Here is a 17,859-nt window from a genome sequence, read left to right as displayed (position 1 = left end):
ATAGGAGGTGAATTGAAATAATGAAAACTAATATAAAAAGAATGTCTGGTTGTGTTGCAACAGCTAATGCAGTTAAGTTAGCTAATGTAGATGTTATATGTTCCTATCCAATTCGTCCGTATACCGGAATCATGTCAGAGCTGGCACGAATGGTAGCAGATGGAGAGCTGGATGCTGAATTTGTTCTTGGCGAAGGTGAACACGGACAATTAAGTATTGTCTATGGTGCTTCAGCTGCAGGAGCCCGTGCTTTTACAGGTAGTTCAGGAGTAGGTGTTACTTATGCAATGGAAGTTTATTCTCCAATATCAGGTGAAAGGCTGCCCCTTCAAATGGCCATTGCCGACCGTACATTAGACCCGCCAGGAGATTTTGGATCTGAACAGACAGATGCCCTGTGCTGTCGTGACCAGGGATGGATTCAAGGATGGGCATCTACACCACAGGAAGCATTGGATATGACACTTATGTACTACCGAATAGGTGAAGATCCTAGAGTTCTATTACCTCAATATGCCTGCCAGGATGGATATTTTGTATCCCACATACTTGGTGAAGTTGATGTACCGTCACAGGAACAGGTTGATTCATTTTTACCACCGTATAAGAACCACCATGTTTTAGACACAAGGGATCCTCAAATTATCGGTGCACAGATGGAACCTGAAATGGGTCCTGGTACACAATACCAGCGTCATTTAGCTGTAGAAGGTACTTATAAAGTAATTGAAGAAGTTCATGATGAATTTGCTAAAACATTTGGACGTAAATATAATCCATGGTTGGAAGAATATATGACTGACGATGCCGAGATAGTTATTTTCATGCAGGGTGGACATACTGAAACAGCAAAAAATGTTGCAATGCACCTGCGTAACCTTGGAGAAAAAGTTGGGGTAGTTAGACTTCGTACCTTCCGTCCTTTCCCGACTAAACAAGTTAGAGAATGCTTAAAAAGATTTAAAGTTGTAGGCGTAGTTGACAACTCAGTAAACTTTGGAATTTCATGTGGAGCAGGAGTTTTACTTACTGAAGCCAGGGCTGCTTTATACAATAATGATGAAAAAGTTAATACAATAGGATTTGTTGCAGGTTTAGGTGGATCAATGATTACCCATGATGAATTTTACAAGATGTTTAACATACTGAAAGAGGTAAATAAAACAGGTAAAATTGAAAAACAAAGTTATTGGGCACCATTTGAACTATAAATGAGGGGAGGAAAGTTAAATGTTAGAACAAATTAAATCTATTAAACAAGCACCAGTGGAAGAATATTATGTTCCAGGTCACCGTACCTGTGCAGGCTGCGGCCCTGCTCTGCAGTATAGATTAGTGGCTAAAGCTGCCGGTAAAAATACAATTTTCATCGGACCTACTGGTTGTATGTATGTTGCAAATACAAGTTATGGCTGTGGTCCTTGGGCTGTTCCCTGGGTACATGCACAAATTACCGGTGGCGGTGGAGTTGCATCCGGTATAGCAGCAGCCTATAAGGCAATGATTAGAAAACATAAAACAGATGCAGAATATCCAAATATTATTGTTATGGCCGGTGACGGTGGTACAGCTGATATAGGAATACAATCCCTGTCTGCAGCTTTTTATAGGGGACATAATATAGTGTTTATATGCTACGATAATGAATCCTATGCGAATACGGGAATACAAGCTTCACCAACTACACCATATGGTGCATGGACTACATTCACACCAGCCGGACCTGTAGTTCCAGAAGGTAAAAAACTTATGCCTAAAGATATTACAAAGATTATGGCACACGGACATCCAGAATTAAAATATTTAGCTACTGCTTCATTAGGATATCCTGTTGATTTAATGAATAAAGTACGTAAAGCTTGCAATGCAGAAGGACCTGCTTTCCTTTATATTCATGCCCCATGTCCAAAAGGATGGAGTTTCCCGGCAGAAAAGACAGTAAAAGTTGCCAAGTTAGCAGTAGAAACAGGAATGGTACAGCTGTACGAACTTGTTGACGGCGAATACAAGCTCACTATAAAACCAGCTAAATACAAACCAGTTAGTGAATATATTAAATATCAGGGGAGATTTAGTCATCTGCAGCCAGAACATATCCAAAAGCTTCAACAATTTGCAAATCAACGTTTGAAAGAAGTTGGAGTAGAAAATACTATATCCCAAACAATAGAATAAAGAAGTCTTAAAATAAAGGGTAAGTTACTAAAATAATATAATTATAAGCTTATTTATATTATGTAACCTCGGATCGATCAAAAAATTGTTCCGGGGTTAATATTAAATAATTTGCAAAATTGAATATGGTTTAAAGGAGGAGAAATGCATGTCTGATATTGATGAAATAAAGACAAAAAGCATTAATGAATATGGACCAATTCTTGGCAACCGTTGGATTCAACTTGTTGTTGCATTTGTATCTATGGTAATGATTGCAAATCTTCAATACTCTTGGACTCTGTTTTCAATTCCATTATCCAAACATATAGGTACTTCTCTAGTAGTCATACAATATGCTTTTACAATATATATTATTATGCAAACTTTTTCTCAGCCTGTTGCTGGCTATTTACTTGATAGGGTTGGATCAAACATGATGTTTATCTTAGCAGGTATATTAGTTGGTATAGGATGGAGTATGATGGGCCAAACTCATTCAGTTACTGGTATTTATTTTTTCTATGCATTAGCTGGAATTGGAGCAGGAATTGTTTATGGCGGAAGCGTAAGTATAGCAGTTAGATGGTTTCCCGATAGGCGTGGCCTTTGTTCTGGGCTAATAGTAGCAGGATATGGAATGGGTTCAATGCCTTTTATTCCAGTAATTTCACGTATGTTATCAAAAGGAAATGTTTCTGTACCATTTATATATACAGGAATACTTCAAGGTATTGTGATTGTAATTGCAGCAATACTTTTACGTTATCCTGTTGGTTCAAAGGTTATTACTAAAAAAGAGAAAAAAGAAGCAATTGCAAAATTGAACCAATCAGAAATTGGATTCAAGCCTTCAGAAATGGTAAAAACTCCCCATTTTTGGCTTACATGGTCAATGTTTTTTAGTATTAATGTTGGAGGTCTTATAATAACAGCTAATACAACACCATTTGGTAAAAGAATGGGCATTGCTGCTACATATATAACACTGGCTGTAACTATGAATTCTTTTGCTAATGGAACCAGTAGATTTTTTTGGGGATGGATTTCAGATAAAATAGGTTGATACAAAACTATGGCTATCGGTTTTGGATTAAATGCAATATTTTTATTTCTATTACCGATATTAGGAAGTAAAAGTAACATTTTATATGTGATATGTTTAGCATGTGTAATGTTTACATTTGGTGAAGCTTTTTCACTGTTCCCATCAGTAAATGCAGATATGTTTGGAACGACATACTCTGCTGCTAATTATGGAATTTTGAATAGTGCCAAAGGAACTGCATCACTTCTAGGTGGCGGCCTAGGTGTATTTCTTGCAAGTTCCTTTGGATGGAATATTGTATTTTCAGCTGCTGCTATACTTTCATTATATGCATCTATAATGTCGATGGTTTTACCCAAAATACCAAAACCTAAAAGAAAAGAAACTACCGCAAAAGAAAACAAACCTGTTACCATTTCATAATATTTAGTGTATTACTCCTAAGCCTCATTTAATAGGAGATATACCTTTCGGATACTTCCTCTGTTTCTTGTAGTATATCATAATACTTAAGCAATTGCAATGGTATTTGGTATACCAAGTGCTATTTACTATTAAATTATTTATTAGAATGGAGGGAAAAGTTAATGACAACAAAATTAAATGATACCAACTTTGAAGGGTTCATAAAGGACAGTTTTTATTCTGCAATAGGTTTTTATTCTCCTTCTGTAGAAAATCAGGATAAGCTGATTGAGGTAATAGAGCAGTTTTCAAAAACCCATGGTAGTGTAAGCTGTGGTATAATGGATATTACCGGACAAAATATACCTGATGAATATGGAATTGGTGAAGATGAAATCCCAATAGTTGTTGTGTTCAAACAGGGAAATCCTTTTAAAGCTATAACAGATATCTCAATTGAAAATATTGCAAATGCAATTACACCACCAGGCAAAAACATAACTTTGCAGTAAGAGATATATTCATTCTAAATGAAAACAGGGAATGCAAGAATATTAAAAAAAGTATACTTGTATTCCCTAAAAAAATTAACTTTATTTTTAAAAATTTTTACTTATAGTGTTTATTAAATCTTAGCAGTTGAGTCCAATTTCGTTGGCACTCCAAATTGCATCCATTATATTAGCAGCCTGGTATGCATCTCCAATTAAGTATAGGTCAGCTATCTTTCCATTAAGCTTGTTGTATAATTCTCTGTTTGATTTAAATCCAACGGAAATTGCGACGGTATCTGCAGATACTTCTTGTTTTTCAAATTTATCATTAATAAGTACTGCACCTTTATCTGTTACTTCCAACAGTGAATTACTTGTAATGGTTTTTACGTTATACATATTTAAAAGATCTATAAGCATGATTTTGTTCATATGTGGAATTGGTTTCCCTGCACTTAATATTGTATCCTTTGCTTCAACAATTGTAACATTTTTACCTTGTTTTGCAAGATAAAGTGCGGCTTCACAGCCTACAAGTCCGCCGCCTACCATAAGTACGTTATTGCCAACTTTTCTAGTGCCGTTTAAAAGTTGCACAGCTGTTACAACTTTATCTTTTTCTATACCAGGAACATTGATTTTAATTTCTTTTGCACCAGTTGCAATTATAACTACATCTGGTTTTTCTTTTCCTACAAGTTCTTCTGTTACTTTTGTATTGAAATTAACTTTAACTTCAAGTCCCTTTATTTCATTTTTATACCAATCAATTAGTCTTCTGTCATCTACTTTGAAATCTGGTACGGAACCTGGAATAATTACTCCTCCGAGTTTATTTGTACCTTCATAAATTGTAACATCATGGCCTCTCAATTTTGCAATTCTAGCTGCTTCCATTCCGGCAACTCCGCCTCCTACAACCATAACTTTCTTTGGGTTTAGTACAGGCTTTATTTCATAATATCTTTCTCTACCCACAGCTGGATTTACTGCGCAACTCAAGGGCTTTCCTTCAAATCCTCTACCAAGACATCCTGTATGACACCCAATGCAAGGACGAATTCTTTCAGAATTGTTCGAAAGAACTTTTTTTGGCCAGTATGGATCTGCTAGAAGTGGCCTTCCAAGTCCAATCATATCTGCTTCTTCATTGTCAAGAGCTTTTTCTGCATCTTCTGGTATACCTAATTTTCCAGCAACTATAACTGGAATGTTTACAACCTTTTTTAATTCTTTGGTATAAGGTAGATATAATCCATTCTTTTGGTAAATAGGGGGATGTGACCAGTACCATGCATCATAAGTTCCTATATCTGTATTTAGTTCATCATATCCTGCTGCTTCGAGTATTCTTGCTGCATTAAGACCTTCTTTTAAGTCACGACCTTTTTCAGCGTAGTCTTCATCTGGGAGGCCTCCTTGCCTCCAGTCTTTTATGCAGCTTTTTACGCTGTATCTTAAGCCTACTGGGAAGTCATTTCCTAGTTTTGATTTTATGCCCTGAACTATTTCTATAGGAAGCTGGAGTCTTCCTCTTAAGTCTCCACCATATTTGTCTGTTCTTCTATTGAATATGGAAAGTGTAAACTGGTCAAGTAAGTAGCCTTCATGTACAGCATGTATTTCAACACCATCAAAACCTGCTTTTTGAGCAATATCGGCACTTTCAATGAACTTTGAAACTATCCATTCTACTTCTGAGGTAGTAAGTGCTCGGCAGGTAACAGTTGGATCCCAATAATTTGGAATATCTGAAGCAGAGACAGGTTGAGATGTTAAAAGTGTTCCTGGAGCTCCACTTCTTCCAAAGCCCATTGTCAGTTGCAAAAATATTTTTGCACCATAAGCATGAACTCTTTCTGTCATCTCTGAGGATGTCATTAGAAATCTTCCTGGATTTATTGAAATAACAGGAACGATACCTGGTACAACCTTATCTAATTCATTTTCAACTTTAGTGATACTTGTTATAATAAGGCCAGTACCGCCTTTGGCTCTTTCTACATAATAGTCAATAGCCCTTTGATTATAGCAACCTTCATTATCTACAAGTCCAAAAGCTCCCATAGGTGCCATTGATATTTTGTTTTTTACTTCCATCTTCCCTATTTTAATAGGTTGAAATAAAGATTCATTTTTCATAATAATTTACCTCCTTTTATTTATTTTCCCTAATTTACTTGATTATACTACTAAAGGTAGGATATTGTTAATAAAATATCAATACTAAATTCAGAAGATTTTGCCTATTTAAAGTTAAATAATTTAGATTTTTTATATAATACTATAAATTAAACGCTATTTTAAGATATTACTCTGTTATTCTATGTGTTATGTAGTTAAGTCCAAAAAATACTACAAAAATTATATTTACAATTGATAAAGTATTAACGAAAGTAAATTAGCAATTTTTATGTTGTTTTTTGTTGAAAATGAAGTTATCATAAAATGTGCTATAATTGTATTTATAAATCAAATTTAGGGGGCATTACATAATGAAAGAAGAAGAAGTTAAAAAATTAAAGGAGTTGGTATGTAGTACAATTGAAAAAAATTCAGAAAAAATAATAAACTTCTCAAAATCTGTAGAAAAGGAGCCAGAATTAGGATTTAAGGAACAGAAAACGTCGCAGAAGGTAAAAGACATTTTTGGCGAAATAGGTTTAAAATATCGAGATGGTCTTGCTTTAACCGGAGTAAAGGCGAAATTAAAAGACCAGTGTGAAGGTGTAAATGTAGCTGTACTAGGAGAATTAGATGCCGTTATATGTAGGGGAAATAAAAATTCAAATCCAGAAACTGGAGCAGCTCACACTTGTGGCCATCATCTTCAACTAGGGGCTTTAATTGGTGCTGCTGTAGGATTAAAACTTTCTGGGATTTCAGACAAGTTAGATGGAAATGTGACTTTTTTTGCAGTACCTTCAGAGGAATGTATTGAATTTGACTACAGAGAAAAACTTCGAAAACAAGGCAAACTTCATTTTTTTGGAGGAAAGCAGCAGCTCATATATGAAGGAGAATTTGATGATATAGATATAGCTATGATGATGCACTCTTTAAAAAATAGTCCTAAACCTACTGTTTCAATAGGTAAATCCAGCAATGGATTTGTTGCAAAGACAATACAATATATAGGGAAAATAGCTCATGCTGCCGAAGCACCAGATGAAGGTGTAAATGCGCTAAATGCAGCAATGCTGGGACTAATGGGTGTAAATGCTCTTAGGGAAACTTTTAGAGATGAAGATTACATAAGATTTCACCCTATTATTACAAAAGGAGGAGACGTAGTAAACAGTGTACCTGATGATGTAAGAATTGAAAGCTATGTGCGTGCAAGAACTATAGATGCCATGGTAAAAACCAACAAAAAGGTTGATAGAGCGCTTAAAGCCGGGGGAGATGCAGTAGGTGCAAAAACAGTTATTAAAACTATACCAGGTTATCTACCTCTTGAGTGTTGTGCTAAGTTAAATGATATATATAAAGGTAATTGTAAGGAATTTCTTTCTGAGGAAAGCATTTTAGATGGAGGACATTTTTTTGCTTCAACGGACATGGGAGATGTATCTCAGTTAATACCAAGCATACATCCTTATGTGGGCGGTGTAAGTGGAAATTTGCATTCAAAGGAATTTAATGTAGAGGATTATAGGGCAGCATGTATTCTGCCAGCTAAGCTATTTGCAATGACAGTAATAGATCTTTTAGTTAATGGTGCAGAAAAAGGAAAAGATATAATAAAGAATTTCAAGCCTAAGTTTTCTAAAGAAGAATATCTAAAGATAATGGATGAGTTTAATAATTAACATAAATTCATTTTAGCTAAAAATTATTAGGGGGCAAAATAATGTTAAAAAAGTATTTTAAAATTTTTATCCTAGCTCTTATATTAGTTGTAGTAACAGAACTAATAGGGCAAAAGAAAATAAAACTAGGACCAGGATATCTTGTGTTTCTACCAATGCTCTATGCATTAGTTATTGGAATAATTATAAGTTTACCTAAGTTAAAAATTATGTCGGAAGATGAAATGAAGCTGTCAAATGATATTATGGGAATTGTAGTAATATTATTTGTTGCCAAAATAGGTGCTACAATGGGACCTTCTATTGTTATGCTGGTTAAATCAGGATGGGCACTTTGTTTCCAGGAACTCGGTCACTTTTTAGGCACAGTAATTTTAGGACTTCCAATTGCCCTTTTACTTGGACTTAAACGTGAAGCAGTAGGAGCTACTTTCTCTATTGATCGTGAACCTAATATTGCAATTATTGCAGAAAGGTATGGTATGGATTCTCCAGAAGGACGTGGAGTAATGGGAATTTATATCTGTGGAACTTTATTTGGTGCAATTTATATAGGACTTCTTGCTGGATATATTGGATCAGTAAAAATATTTAATCCATTGGCACTAGCCATGGGATCAGGGGTAGGATCTGGAAGTATGATGGCTGCAGCTTCAGGAGCTATTACTGCTGTTTTTCCTGCAAAGGCTAAAGAAATAGCTAGTTTTGCAGCAGCATCTAATTTAATAACAACCATAGTGGGAATATATTTTACGCTATTTGTTTCTTTACCAGTTGCCAATAAATTATATGGTTGGTTAGAACCTAAAATCGGAAGAAATAGCAAAAAGAGAGGGGAAATCTAGAATGAAAAGACTTATTCAGGAAGCATTTATTTTATTTTGGGTTGGAATAATTGCTTTAGTAGGAAACACTATAAAAAATAAAGTTCCTTTAAAGATAGGAATTATTGGCATGGCTATATTATTAGCTATTACTTTATTAGGTATTATAATTAAAAAAATTGTGCCTGCTAATATTCCTACGGTGTTCTGGGTATCTATAGTAGCCGTTTTGGTCACAAGCCCTCTTAATCCCTATGGTGCTTTTTTGGACAAACAGTATTTAGAAAAAATAGATATGATTGCTCTTACTACTCCAGTTTTAGCTTTTGCCGGTTTGTCACTAGGCAAGGATTTAAAACTTTTTAAATCCTTAAGTTGGAAGATAATTATTGTAGCATTAACTGTTTACACAGGTACTTTTGTTTTTGCTACTATGATCGCACAAATTGTTTTAAAAGCTACAGGCCAAATATAGGTTTTTTATAATTATAGAGTATCTAAACGAAAAATAAACTTATACGCAAAAATATTTCTGTGTATAAGTTTATTTTTTAGGTTAAAATACTTATAATTATTTTATACTTAGAAAATTTATAATTATGAGGAGAGTTAGCATGAAAATTGTTGTATTGGATGGATATACGTTAAATCCTGGAGATATAAGCTGGGAACCACTTGAAAAGCTTGGAGATTTAAATGTTTATGATCGTACTTCCCATGATAACGGTAATAATGATTTAATATTGGAGAGAATAAAAGATGTAGAAATTGTTTTTACCAATGATATAACATTATCTAGAGATGTATTGGAAAAATCACCTAAATTACAATACATTGGAATATTGGCTACAGGGTACAATATGGTGGATGTAAATGCAGCTAAGAAATTAGGGATTACTGTAACAAATATTCCGACTTATGGTACAAGTTCTGTAAGCCAAATGGCAGTAGCACTGCTTCTTGAATTATGCCACCATGTATGGGCCCATAGTGAGGCAGTAAAAAATGGAGAATGGGCAAGCAATGGAGATTGGTGTTTTTGGAAATATCCCCTTGTTGAGCTAGCTAATAAAACTGCAGGAATTATAGGTTATGGTAGAATTGGACAATCAACAGGAAAAATACTACAAGCATTTGGTATGAAAGTAGTTGCTTATGATAAACATGAGAATAAAAACTTGGAAAACGACAGTATGAAATATGTAAAATTAAATGAATTATTTGAAGAATCAGATGTTATTTTCTTACACTGTCCACTATTTGACAGTAATAGAGGTATCATTAATAAAGACTCCATAAATAAAATGAAAGATGGAGTAATTATAATAAATAATGCTAGAGGACCTTTAATTGTAGAGAAAGATTTAGCAGAGGCATTAAATATTGGAAAAGTTTCTGGAGCGGCTTTAGATGTAGTATCTACAGAGCCTATAGAGGAAAGTAATCCCTTACTGAAGGCAAAAAATTGTATAATTACACCACATATTTCTTGGGCACCTAGAGAATCAAGACAGAGACTTATGGGAATTGCAGCAGAGAATCTAGAAAGATTTTTGGAAGGATCTCCTGTAAATGTGGTAAGTAGGTAATATATGTTTTTGAGAATTATAATATATTCAATACCAAATAAATTGCTTTGCAAAATTTATAATAAAGGTTTTAAATACTGATGTTTAATGGTATAATCATCTTGTTAATAGTATTAAAATATAGTGACTGAAATTGAATAATCACGTATTTGGTAAACAAGTTTGTGTAAACTTCTGTAGTATTTTTACTATATAATTTGTGTACCCTCCAATTATATATTTTTGTATTTTATAGGAGTTTGCATAAACCTTCCTATTTATTTAGACGGATAAAACGTTTTTTTTGCTTCAAATGAAATTATATTTTTTTATTTGAAGCATTTTTGTATAAATTCACTTCTGATTATACAAAATAATTTTGGAGGTGTTTTTATGGCAATAACTTTAAGTAATAAAGAAAGAATGCTTTTAGAAGATGAAAAAAGTCATGAATCCATGTGTATACAAAAATATACAAACTATGCTAATCAAACAAAGGATTCACAGTTGAAGCAGTTATTCATAAATAATGCATCAATTGAGCAAGAGCATTTAAATTCTATTAACTGTATTTTGGGCGGTGAGGTGCCTAATTTAAACAGTAATCAAGGTACAAATAAAATGAATACAGCAGGTATAGCTAGCTCGTCTATTCCACCTGTAGGTATGTGTGAAGCACGTGATGAGGACATGTGTAAGGATATGCTTATAGCAGAAAAATATATTTCGGGAGTTTATAATTCAGCTATATTTGAGTTTAGAGATACTAATGTTCGAAATGTATTAAACCATATACAAAAAGAAGAACAGCAGCATGGGGAATCCATTTATAAATATATGGAAAGCAAGGGTATGTATAAAGTTCAGTAAGAGTACGTTCACCTGATTCCAAGAACTCTATTTATATACAAATAAAGCTGGAAGTTAATTAAAGTCTAAATCTTCATTAAATTCCAGCTATGCAAATCTTATAAGGAAAGTATATAGAAATTTTAAATTGGAGAATAAAGCTAACAATTGTAAACAATTTCATGTATAATTGAATTATGTGGTGAAGCGTAATAGATATAAAAATTAATTATAGTGACTTAGGGGGACTGATTGTATGAAAGATAGCTATGGAAGAAATATAAACTACCTTAGGATTTCACTGACAGATAGGTGTAATTTAAGATGTATTTATTGTATGCCAAAGGAAGGAATAGTAAAAAGACCTTATAGTGATTTATTAAGATTTGAAGATATATTAAAAATTATTAAAGCAGCAGCAACTCTTGGAATAAATAAAATAAGATATACTGGTGGAGAACCTCTTATAATGAAGGATATAGAGTATTTAATAAGGGAAACTGCCAATATAAAAGGGATTACGGATGTGGCCATTACTACCAACGGGATACTGCTCTTTGATATGGCAGATAAGTTAAAAGAAGCAGGATTAAAAAGGGTAAACATAAGTTTAGATACCCTAAAAGCAGATAAGTATAAATTTATAACTAGGTGTGGAGACTTGGATGCAGTATTAAAATCTATTGACAAATGTTTAAGCATAGGATTGACTCCTGTTAAAATAAATACAGTTTTATTAAAGGGGTTTAATGATACTGAAATTATGGATTTTGTAGAGTTTACTAAGAATTTACCAGTAGATATTAGGTTTATTGAACTTATGCCTATAGGAGAAGGAAAAAAATTATACGAGAATGATAATCTTTCTTCAGAAGTTGTTTTAAAGCAAATTCAAGATAATTTTGATGTAATTTCCCAGCCTACTTCTAAAAGTAGTACTGTTTCCCTATATAAGGTGAGAGGATATAAGGGAAACATAGGATTTATAAGTCCAATGAGCTGTAAATTTTGTAAAGACTGTAATAGACTAAGACTTACATCTATAGGAGATTTAAAACCATGTCTTCACTCGGATAAAGTTATAAATTTAAAACACTGCTTAAATGACGAAAAACTCCTTTTGGAAGAATTAAAACGAGGAATACTAGGAAAACCCGAGGAGCACAATATGAGTTCTAAACATAAAAGTGAAAGTGAGAAGATGATGTATCAAATAGGTGGTTGATTACTGTAAGTTTATACCCATGGCTGTGAATATTTTGAGTTGGGCTAATTTTTCTTGGGACAGGCTGTCTATCTGGTAGGATCTTGAATAACCTGTTTTAGCCCAAATTACAAAATGTTCACAGTTATTTTGTAATAAATTATAACTTTTTTCACCCTCTCGCATCTCTGCTCTTTTGATGGTTTCTTTTGAACCAAATAGTGAATTACCTTTTATGTTTAAAATAAAGTAGTGTCCTTTTCTAAAATAAGGGGATATGTCTGTTTCCTTTATCTTGGCATCTTTAGAGTTACCCGTAGTACTACAGTAATGAATAACTTTATTATTACCTACATATATTCCATAATGTGTATATTGATATCCCATAAAGGTATCTTCAGTGCCTATTATATCTCCATATTGAGGCTCCTTATGTACCTTGGACAAGGTAATATCATTTCCGCTTTTCACCTGAAAATATAACTTCTTTTCTTCCGTCATTTTATAATTTTTAAAATGTAAGTTAGGAGATAGGGTAACACAAATTTTATCATCCTCGTAAAAACCATCTATAGGTGGATTTATAAAAAGAGTTTTACCATCCACAGACGGAAAAATATAGGTATCCATAGTTTCATTGTTTTTACTTTTTACAGAGATACTTTTTATAGAAGTATCATCCCATATAATTCTATTTTTTAAAGGTATTTGAATTTCACTGTATTTATAAATAGTTGCAGTTTTATTATTTAAAGTATAAATTTTATATCCTAAAAAACTAATTGCAATTATTATAAATATAGATACTAATTTTATAAAAAAATGATTTTTCATTTAAAACATCCCTTATACTGTTTCTAAATTATTTCTATTTGTGAGGTACAAATAGTTTTATTTTATTAGATATAAGTTTCCCTTCATTATATTGTATATATTAGATAATTATCCCACATTTACAATATATGATTTAACACCTTTATCGGTTACTTCTTTTATATACTGATTTTTATTATAAGAAGAAAAGCATAATTAATTTTTCCTAACGCAAGTCACATATAGATTTTAGCAAAAAAAATGATAAAAATATATATAAATTTGTTAAACTTTTAAGTATTATAGATGTATAGTAGATAATAATGGATACTTTAAATTTAATCCGGGGGGAATCTTTATTTTGATTATTTTGAAAGTAATGGGATGTATAATTTTAATCCTTATAATTCTTTTAATCTTTTTGTTGATAAGTAATGTAACATATAGGGGAAAGTCTACTTTTGAAGAAAATAATATAATATATAATTTTGAAATTTGTTTATTTTTTAATATTATTTCTATAATATTAAAAGGGAGTAATAGTGATAGCCATTTATCTGCAAGAATATTGTTTTTTACTAAAAAGTTAAATACAAATTCTAAAAAAGACAAGATACAGGATGAATCAACTTATAAATTCTCTCATATCATACAGGGTATTAAAAAGCTTTATGAGTGTAAGAATTCTATAATAAAGATTATTTCTATAACAAAGCCTAAGTATGTTAAGATAGAAGGTAATTATGGATTTGATGATCCTTGTATGACGGGTATGTTGTGTGGGGTTTTTAATGTAATTTATTCGTTTTTCCCCAAAAATTCTATAAGAGTAAGCCCGGATTTTTTTAATGAAGTTTTTAATTTGCATTTAGAAGTTAGTGGAAAATGTAGAATAGTATTGCTTGCAATTACACTATTTAAAGCATTTCACATATCATGTATTAAAAAAGAAATAAGCTATTAAAAATGGAGGTATTTATATGGATATTAAAGAAAATACAGAAGTTTTATTTTCAAAATTGGAAAACTTTTTTAAAACAGAAACTGTTGTAGGTAAACCAATACAGGTAGGAGATATAACTCTTGTACCGTTTATAACAGTTACCTTTGGATGTGGAACCGGTGGTGGAGAGGGAACAGACCCAAAAAGTAATCAGGAAGGTGGAGGTTCAGGTATTGGTGCAGGAGCTAAAATAACTCCAAATGCAGTACTTGTAATAAAAGGAGATACAATTCAAATGCTGCCTATAGGTGATAAAAATAACCTTAGTAAACTTATGGAATTGGTACCTAACATAGTTAGCAAGTTGAAAAAGAAAAATGAAAAAAAGGAAAACATATAGAAAAAATTCATAAGGCATTTGAAAGAAAGCAGGCTGGCATATTGACTGGTTATTTCTTTGGAAATGCCTAAGAGGAGATAATTATGTACAAGTTAGTTGCAGCAGATATGGATGGAACTCTGTTAAATGAAAAACATGTTTTAAACAAGAAAACTATAGATACTATACAGAAAATAAAAAAATTAGGGGTAAAGTTAGTTTTGGTTTCTGGTAGAGGATTCAATAAATTAAAATACTTTGAAAATGAATTGAATATACGTGACTTTGCCATATGCTTAAATGGAGTAAATTTATATAAAGATAGGAAATTAATTTCTGGAGAGTATATGGAGGATGACATGATCTGTGATGTCCTGCACATTTCTGAAGGAGAAGGAAAAGATGTATATCCTATATTATTTGGGGATGATGAAAAAGTTTATGTAGACAAAATAATTGAAAATTATTCATCTATTGAACCCTATATAGGAGAAGCAAAGGCTGTAGGAGAATTGACTAAATTTTGTAGACACAATAAAATTTATAAAATAACGGTTTTTGGGGAACATGAAAAACTTGTAAAAGTGGAAAATGAAGTTCGAAATAAATTTAAGTATAATATAAATGCTTATTTTTCATTACCACAATATCTTGAAATATTTAGTAGTAAAGTTAATAAGGGAAAGATGTTACAAAAGGTTGCAGAGTATTGTAATATAAAAAGAGAAGAAATAATAGCTATTGGAGACTGGGATAATGACATACCTATGCTGAAATATGCAGGACTTGGTATAGCTATGGATAATGGATCTAAAGCTACAAAAGAAGCAGCAGATTATATAACTAAAAGTAATGTGGAAGACGGGGTAGCCCATGCTCTAGAAAAATTTATATTAAATGCTTAAATAGAGTGTGATAGTATAAAAGTAATTAGTCATTAGATAAAATAGAGAAATGTAGATAAGTATCAAGTTTTTATCTACATTTCTTTATTTATTCATTTGAAAGACCACTTTTATTAAACTTCTTAAAAAATTTCCCTACCATATTTTTAAATACTTTTTTCCATATAAGTCCTGTAATTAAAAATATAAAGAAATATACAAGGAGTATTAAAGCGTCTTTTAGTAATAAGCTAGAAATAATACCGCCTACAGTTTCTCTCATGCCTGCTACAGCATGGGTAAAGGGTAGAAGAGGATTTATTATTTGAAAAAATTTGGGAGTCACCTGTATTGGAAAAGTACCACCAGATGCTGAAATTTGCAGTACCAGAAGTATCATTACAAGAGCTTTTCCTACATTTCCAAGTACAGATACAAGAGTATAGATTATCATGGTAAATATAATACTTATAAATATTGCAAAAAGTACAAACATATATTTGTTTGCTACGTAGGTTTTCAATATAAATAAATCTCCTAAAGTCACTATTAAAGCTTGAAAAATTGATATAGTTGCAAAAGTAAGATATCTTCCAAGAAAGATTTGGTTGAGTTTTATATTTTTAATTTTTGTGTTTTTAACTTCCGTAGAAAGCATTGAAACAAGAATAAGGTCTCCTACCCACAGAGACAGCGTTGTGAAAAAAGGTGACATAGCTGAACCGTAGTTTGGTATAGAAAAAATTTTATTCATTTTTATATTAACAGGATTTGCTATGAAATCTCCTTCTTTTTTTGCGTTTAGACCAAGTATTTTTATGAGTTCGTTCAATTTGGCATCCTCATCTAGATTTTTCAGTTTTAAAGCAATGTTATGAATTGTGTTTTCCACTCCAGGGAGTACTTTTTTAATATTATCTATATCTTTTAATGCTATTTTTGTATCACTAAATGCATTTTTCAATATGTTTTGTGCTTTTGGAAGGTCACCTTTAGCATCTTTTAGTATTTTCAAAGTATTATTTGCTACCTGGATAGAAGATTTCATTATGTTGTCTATGGTAGGAGCTAAAGATGTATCATAGTCATTTATAATGTTATCTAAAAAAACTGTGATGGAAGCAGCACCTTGTTTTAAATTGCCGAGGGCATCTAGTGAAATTTTTTCTCCATTGTCTATAGCAGTTATTAGTGAATTTATGTTTTCAATACGATTTTGCATCATATTTTTTATATTGTTTAGTGTTGATATAAAATTTGATAATACCGCATTATTTTGTTTATTTAAAGAATTTAAAATGTCTATTATATTATTAATTCTTGAAATACTTGATGTATAATGATCTCGTACAGTTGCTAGTATTGTTTTAGCTGATTTGGAATCTGTATTTATGAGGGTTATGGACTCATCAATAAGCCCTTCTAGAATTTTGTTAAGATTCCGTATAGATGTAAGTTCAGATTTAATAAAAGGAGATAGATTAGTCATTGAATCTCTTGCTTTTGTAAGAAAAACTTCTCCACTTGATGCCACATTTAAAGCTGTATTTATAGTATTTTCAATTAGGGGAAGTTCATTTTGAATTTTACTGATAAAATCATTTAAATTAGAAGCCTGGTTATAAACATTTTCTACATTTTGATTTATTTCAGGTATTTTACTATCAATGTCAAATATTATACTTATAAATTCTTGTAGTATAGGTTTACTGTTTGTAAGATCTATTCCTAGCCTATTAAATACGCTAAATATTGATTCATCTACGGTTTGTACAAAGGTTGTAGTTATCTGCTGCTGTATTTTTGTAACTCCTGCTTCAGTTATTTTTGGAGCTACTGCGTTTAATTTTTCATTAACTGAATAAATCAAATCTGCTTTTTGTGGATTTGATTTTAAAAGAGAACTTATTTTAAGAGAAAAATCTTCAGGTATTGTAATACTAGCGTAGTAGTTGCCATATTTTACTCCATTAGCTGCATCATTTTCATTTATGAATTTCCATCCCATGCTTTCATTTTTCTTTAAATTTTTTACTAAGCTATTACCTATATTTATATTACTGCCATTAAATTTTACGCCTTTGTCCTTATTTACTAATGCTACAGATATTCCACTGGTGTTCTCATAAGGATTCCATAATGATTTTATATTAAACCAAGCGTAAAGTGCAGGAAGTATCATAAGTGCTATTACTACTATTAAAGCTACCCAATTTGTAAATATATTTATTATATCTGTTACATATATGTTTATTATATTTTTCATAAGTTTATCTCCTAGTTTAAATTCCATCTATAGTATTAATAGCGATGGTAAGTTCAACTAAGATTAGTATGTCCTGATATGAAAAATAATATATAGTGTATATTTTACTGCATTGTAAGCTTTTTATTTATATAGAGTTTCTAAGTAGAAAGTTAACTTGTATCAGCCATAAAATAACAAATTTCATTACACTAAAAACTTTTAATAAGTCTAAAG

General features: G+C 31.8%; 17 protein-coding genes. 14 read left to right on the top strand and 3 right to left on the bottom strand.

All coding sequences use genetic code 11. From position 1 onward, the window contains the following. The first annotated feature begins 20 nt into the window (after positions 1-20). From DMR38_RS16725 to DMR38_RS16710, 5 genes are all read left to right on the top strand, one after another. Positions 21-1,211, top strand: a complete 1,191-nt coding sequence (locus tag DMR38_RS16725; RefSeq protein ID WP_127721322.1) for an oxalate oxidoreductase subunit alpha — start codon at positions 21-23, stop codon at positions 1,209-1,211. Between the two features lie 19 nt (positions 1,212-1,230). Beyond that, positions 1,231-2,175 (top strand): oxalate oxidoreductase subunit beta, encoded by a 945-nt coding sequence (locus tag DMR38_RS16720; RefSeq protein WP_127721321.1) that lies wholly within the window; start codon positions 1,231-1,233, stop codon positions 2,173-2,175. 148 nt (positions 2,176-2,323) lie between these two features. After that, on the top strand, positions 2,324-3,220 hold the full coding sequence (locus DMR38_RS16715; protein WP_243124333.1) for an MFS transporter: 897 nt from the start codon (positions 2,324-2,326) through the stop codon (positions 3,218-3,220). 9 nt (positions 3,221-3,229) lie between these two features. After that, positions 3,230-3,625 carry an MFS transporter gene (locus DMR38_RS22390; protein WP_243124332.1) on the top strand — a complete coding sequence of 132 codons (396 nt, stop codon included), beginning with the start codon at positions 3,230-3,232 and terminating at the stop codon, positions 3,623-3,625. Between the two features lie 164 nt (positions 3,626-3,789). After that, positions 3,790-4,119 carry a hypothetical protein gene (locus DMR38_RS16710; protein ID WP_127722392.1) on the top strand — a complete coding sequence of 110 codons (330 nt, stop codon included), beginning with the start codon at positions 3,790-3,792 and terminating at the stop codon, positions 4,117-4,119. 120 nt (positions 4,120-4,239) lie between these two features. Here DMR38_RS16710 and DMR38_RS16705 read toward each other — a convergent pair whose 3' ends face one another. After that, positions 4,240-6,243 (bottom strand): FAD-dependent oxidoreductase, encoded by a 2,004-nt coding sequence (locus DMR38_RS16705; protein ID WP_127722391.1) that lies wholly within the window; start codon positions 6,241-6,243, stop codon positions 4,240-4,242. Between the two features lie 353 nt (positions 6,244-6,596). On the opposite strand from DMR38_RS16705, the gene DMR38_RS16700 reads away from it, so the two are divergent. The 6 genes from DMR38_RS16700 (at position 6,597) to moaA (ending at position 12,379) form a co-directional block, all read left to right on the top strand. Then, complete coding sequence (locus DMR38_RS16700) at positions 6,597-7,913, top strand: M20/M25/M40 family metallo-hydrolase (protein ID WP_127722390.1); 1,317 nt, start codon at positions 6,597-6,599, stop codon at positions 7,911-7,913. 41 nt (positions 7,914-7,954) lie between these two features. Then, positions 7,955-8,758 carry a DUF3100 domain-containing protein gene (locus DMR38_RS16695; RefSeq protein ID WP_127722389.1) on the top strand — a complete coding sequence of 268 codons (804 nt, stop codon included), beginning with the start codon at positions 7,955-7,957 and terminating at the stop codon, positions 8,756-8,758. Position 8,759: 1 nt separating this feature from the next. After that, on the top strand, positions 8,760-9,212 hold the full coding sequence (locus tag DMR38_RS16690) for a hypothetical protein (RefSeq protein WP_013239973.1): 453 nt from the start codon (positions 8,760-8,762) through the stop codon (positions 9,210-9,212). Positions 9,213-9,351: 139 nt separating this feature from the next. Next, positions 9,352-10,326: a D-2-hydroxyacid dehydrogenase gene (locus DMR38_RS16685; RefSeq protein ID WP_127722388.1), complete on the top strand. Its 975-nt coding sequence runs from the start codon at positions 9,352-9,354 to the stop codon at positions 10,324-10,326. 372 nt (positions 10,327-10,698) lie between these two features. Further along, entirely contained in the window at positions 10,699-11,175 is a 477-nt protein-coding gene (locus DMR38_RS16680) for a spore coat protein (protein ID WP_127722387.1), read from the top strand. A gap of 235 nt (positions 11,176-11,410) precedes the next feature. Continuing rightward, positions 11,411-12,379 carry a GTP 3',8-cyclase MoaA gene (gene moaA / locus DMR38_RS16675; RefSeq protein ID WP_127722386.1) on the top strand — a complete coding sequence of 323 codons (969 nt, stop codon included), beginning with the start codon at positions 11,411-11,413 and terminating at the stop codon, positions 12,377-12,379. On the opposite strand, the gene DMR38_RS16670 is transcribed toward moaA, so the two are convergent. Next, positions 12,380-13,192 carry a lecithin retinol acyltransferase family protein gene (locus DMR38_RS16670; protein WP_127722385.1) on the bottom strand — a complete coding sequence of 271 codons (813 nt, stop codon included), beginning with the start codon at positions 13,190-13,192 and terminating at the stop codon, positions 12,380-12,382. 400 nt (positions 13,193-13,592) lie between these two features. On the opposite strand from DMR38_RS16670, the gene DMR38_RS16665 reads away from it, so the two are divergent. The 3 genes from DMR38_RS16665 (at position 13,593) to DMR38_RS16655 (ending at position 15,398) form a co-directional block, all read left to right on the top strand. Beyond that, positions 13,593-14,135 (top strand): DUF2953 domain-containing protein, encoded by a 543-nt coding sequence (locus DMR38_RS16665; protein WP_175413045.1) that lies wholly within the window; start codon positions 13,593-13,595, stop codon positions 14,133-14,135. Between the two features lie 16 nt (positions 14,136-14,151). Further along, complete coding sequence (locus tag DMR38_RS16660; protein ID WP_127722383.1) at positions 14,152-14,514, top strand: spore germination protein GerW family protein; 363 nt, start codon at positions 14,152-14,154, stop codon at positions 14,512-14,514. Positions 14,515-14,597: 83 nt separating this feature from the next. After that, positions 14,598-15,398 (top strand): Cof-type HAD-IIB family hydrolase, encoded by an 801-nt coding sequence (locus DMR38_RS16655; protein WP_127722382.1) that lies wholly within the window; start codon positions 14,598-14,600, stop codon positions 15,396-15,398. Positions 15,399-15,486: 88 nt separating this feature from the next. Here the strand turns inward: DMR38_RS16655 and DMR38_RS16650 are convergent, their stop codons facing one another. Next, complete coding sequence (locus DMR38_RS16650) at positions 15,487-17,643, bottom strand: YhgE/Pip domain-containing protein (protein ID WP_127722381.1); 2,157 nt, start codon at positions 17,641-17,643, stop codon at positions 15,487-15,489. Positions 17,644-17,859 lie beyond the last annotated feature (216 nt).

Origin of the sequence: Clostridium sp. AWRP (assembly GCF_004006395.2) — a bacterium.
Lineage (GTDB): Bacteria > Bacillota > Clostridia > Clostridiales > Clostridiaceae > Clostridium_B.
This window is presented reverse-complemented; position numbering and strand designations above follow the sequence as displayed.

Bases quoted from the DNA above. Each gene is read 5' to 3' on its own strand.
- DMR38_RS16725 (WP_127721322.1), top strand. From the start codon at position 21: ATGAAAACTAATATAAAAAGAATGTCTGGTTGTGTTGCAACAGCTAAT.
- DMR38_RS16720 (WP_127721321.1), top strand. From the start codon at position 1,231: ATGTTAGAACAAATTAAATCTATTAAACAAGCACCAGTGGAAGAATAT.
- DMR38_RS16715 (WP_243124333.1), top strand. From the start codon at position 2,324: ATGTCTGATATTGATGAAATAAAGACAAAAAGCATTAATGAATATGGA.
- DMR38_RS22390 (WP_243124332.1), top strand. From the start codon at position 3,230: ATGGCTATCGGTTTTGGATTAAATGCAATATTTTTATTTCTATTACCG.
- DMR38_RS16710 (WP_127722392.1), top strand. From the start codon at position 3,790: ATGACAACAAAATTAAATGATACCAACTTTGAAGGGTTCATAAAGGAC.
- DMR38_RS16705 (WP_127722391.1), bottom strand. From the start codon at position 6,243: ATGAAAAATGAATCTTTATTTCAACCTATTAAAATAGGGAAGATGGAA.
- DMR38_RS16700 (WP_127722390.1), top strand. From the start codon at position 6,597: ATGAAAGAAGAAGAAGTTAAAAAATTAAAGGAGTTGGTATGTAGTACA.
- DMR38_RS16695 (WP_127722389.1), top strand. From the start codon at position 7,955: ATGTTAAAAAAGTATTTTAAAATTTTTATCCTAGCTCTTATATTAGTT.
- DMR38_RS16690 (WP_013239973.1), top strand. From the start codon at position 8,760: ATGAAAAGACTTATTCAGGAAGCATTTATTTTATTTTGGGTTGGAATA.
- DMR38_RS16685 (WP_127722388.1), top strand. From the start codon at position 9,352: ATGAAAATTGTTGTATTGGATGGATATACGTTAAATCCTGGAGATATA.
- DMR38_RS16680 (WP_127722387.1), top strand. From the start codon at position 10,699: ATGGCAATAACTTTAAGTAATAAAGAAAGAATGCTTTTAGAAGATGAA.
- moaA (WP_127722386.1), top strand. From the start codon at position 11,411: ATGAAAGATAGCTATGGAAGAAATATAAACTACCTTAGGATTTCACTG.
- DMR38_RS16670 (WP_127722385.1), bottom strand. From the start codon at position 13,192: ATGAAAAATCATTTTTTTATAAAATTAGTATCTATATTTATAATAATT.
- DMR38_RS16660 (WP_127722383.1), top strand. From the start codon at position 14,152: ATGGATATTAAAGAAAATACAGAAGTTTTATTTTCAAAATTGGAAAAC.
- DMR38_RS16655 (WP_127722382.1), top strand. From the start codon at position 14,598: ATGTACAAGTTAGTTGCAGCAGATATGGATGGAACTCTGTTAAATGAA.
- DMR38_RS16650 (WP_127722381.1), bottom strand. From the start codon at position 17,643: ATGAAAAATATAATAAACATATATGTAACAGATATAATAAATATATTT.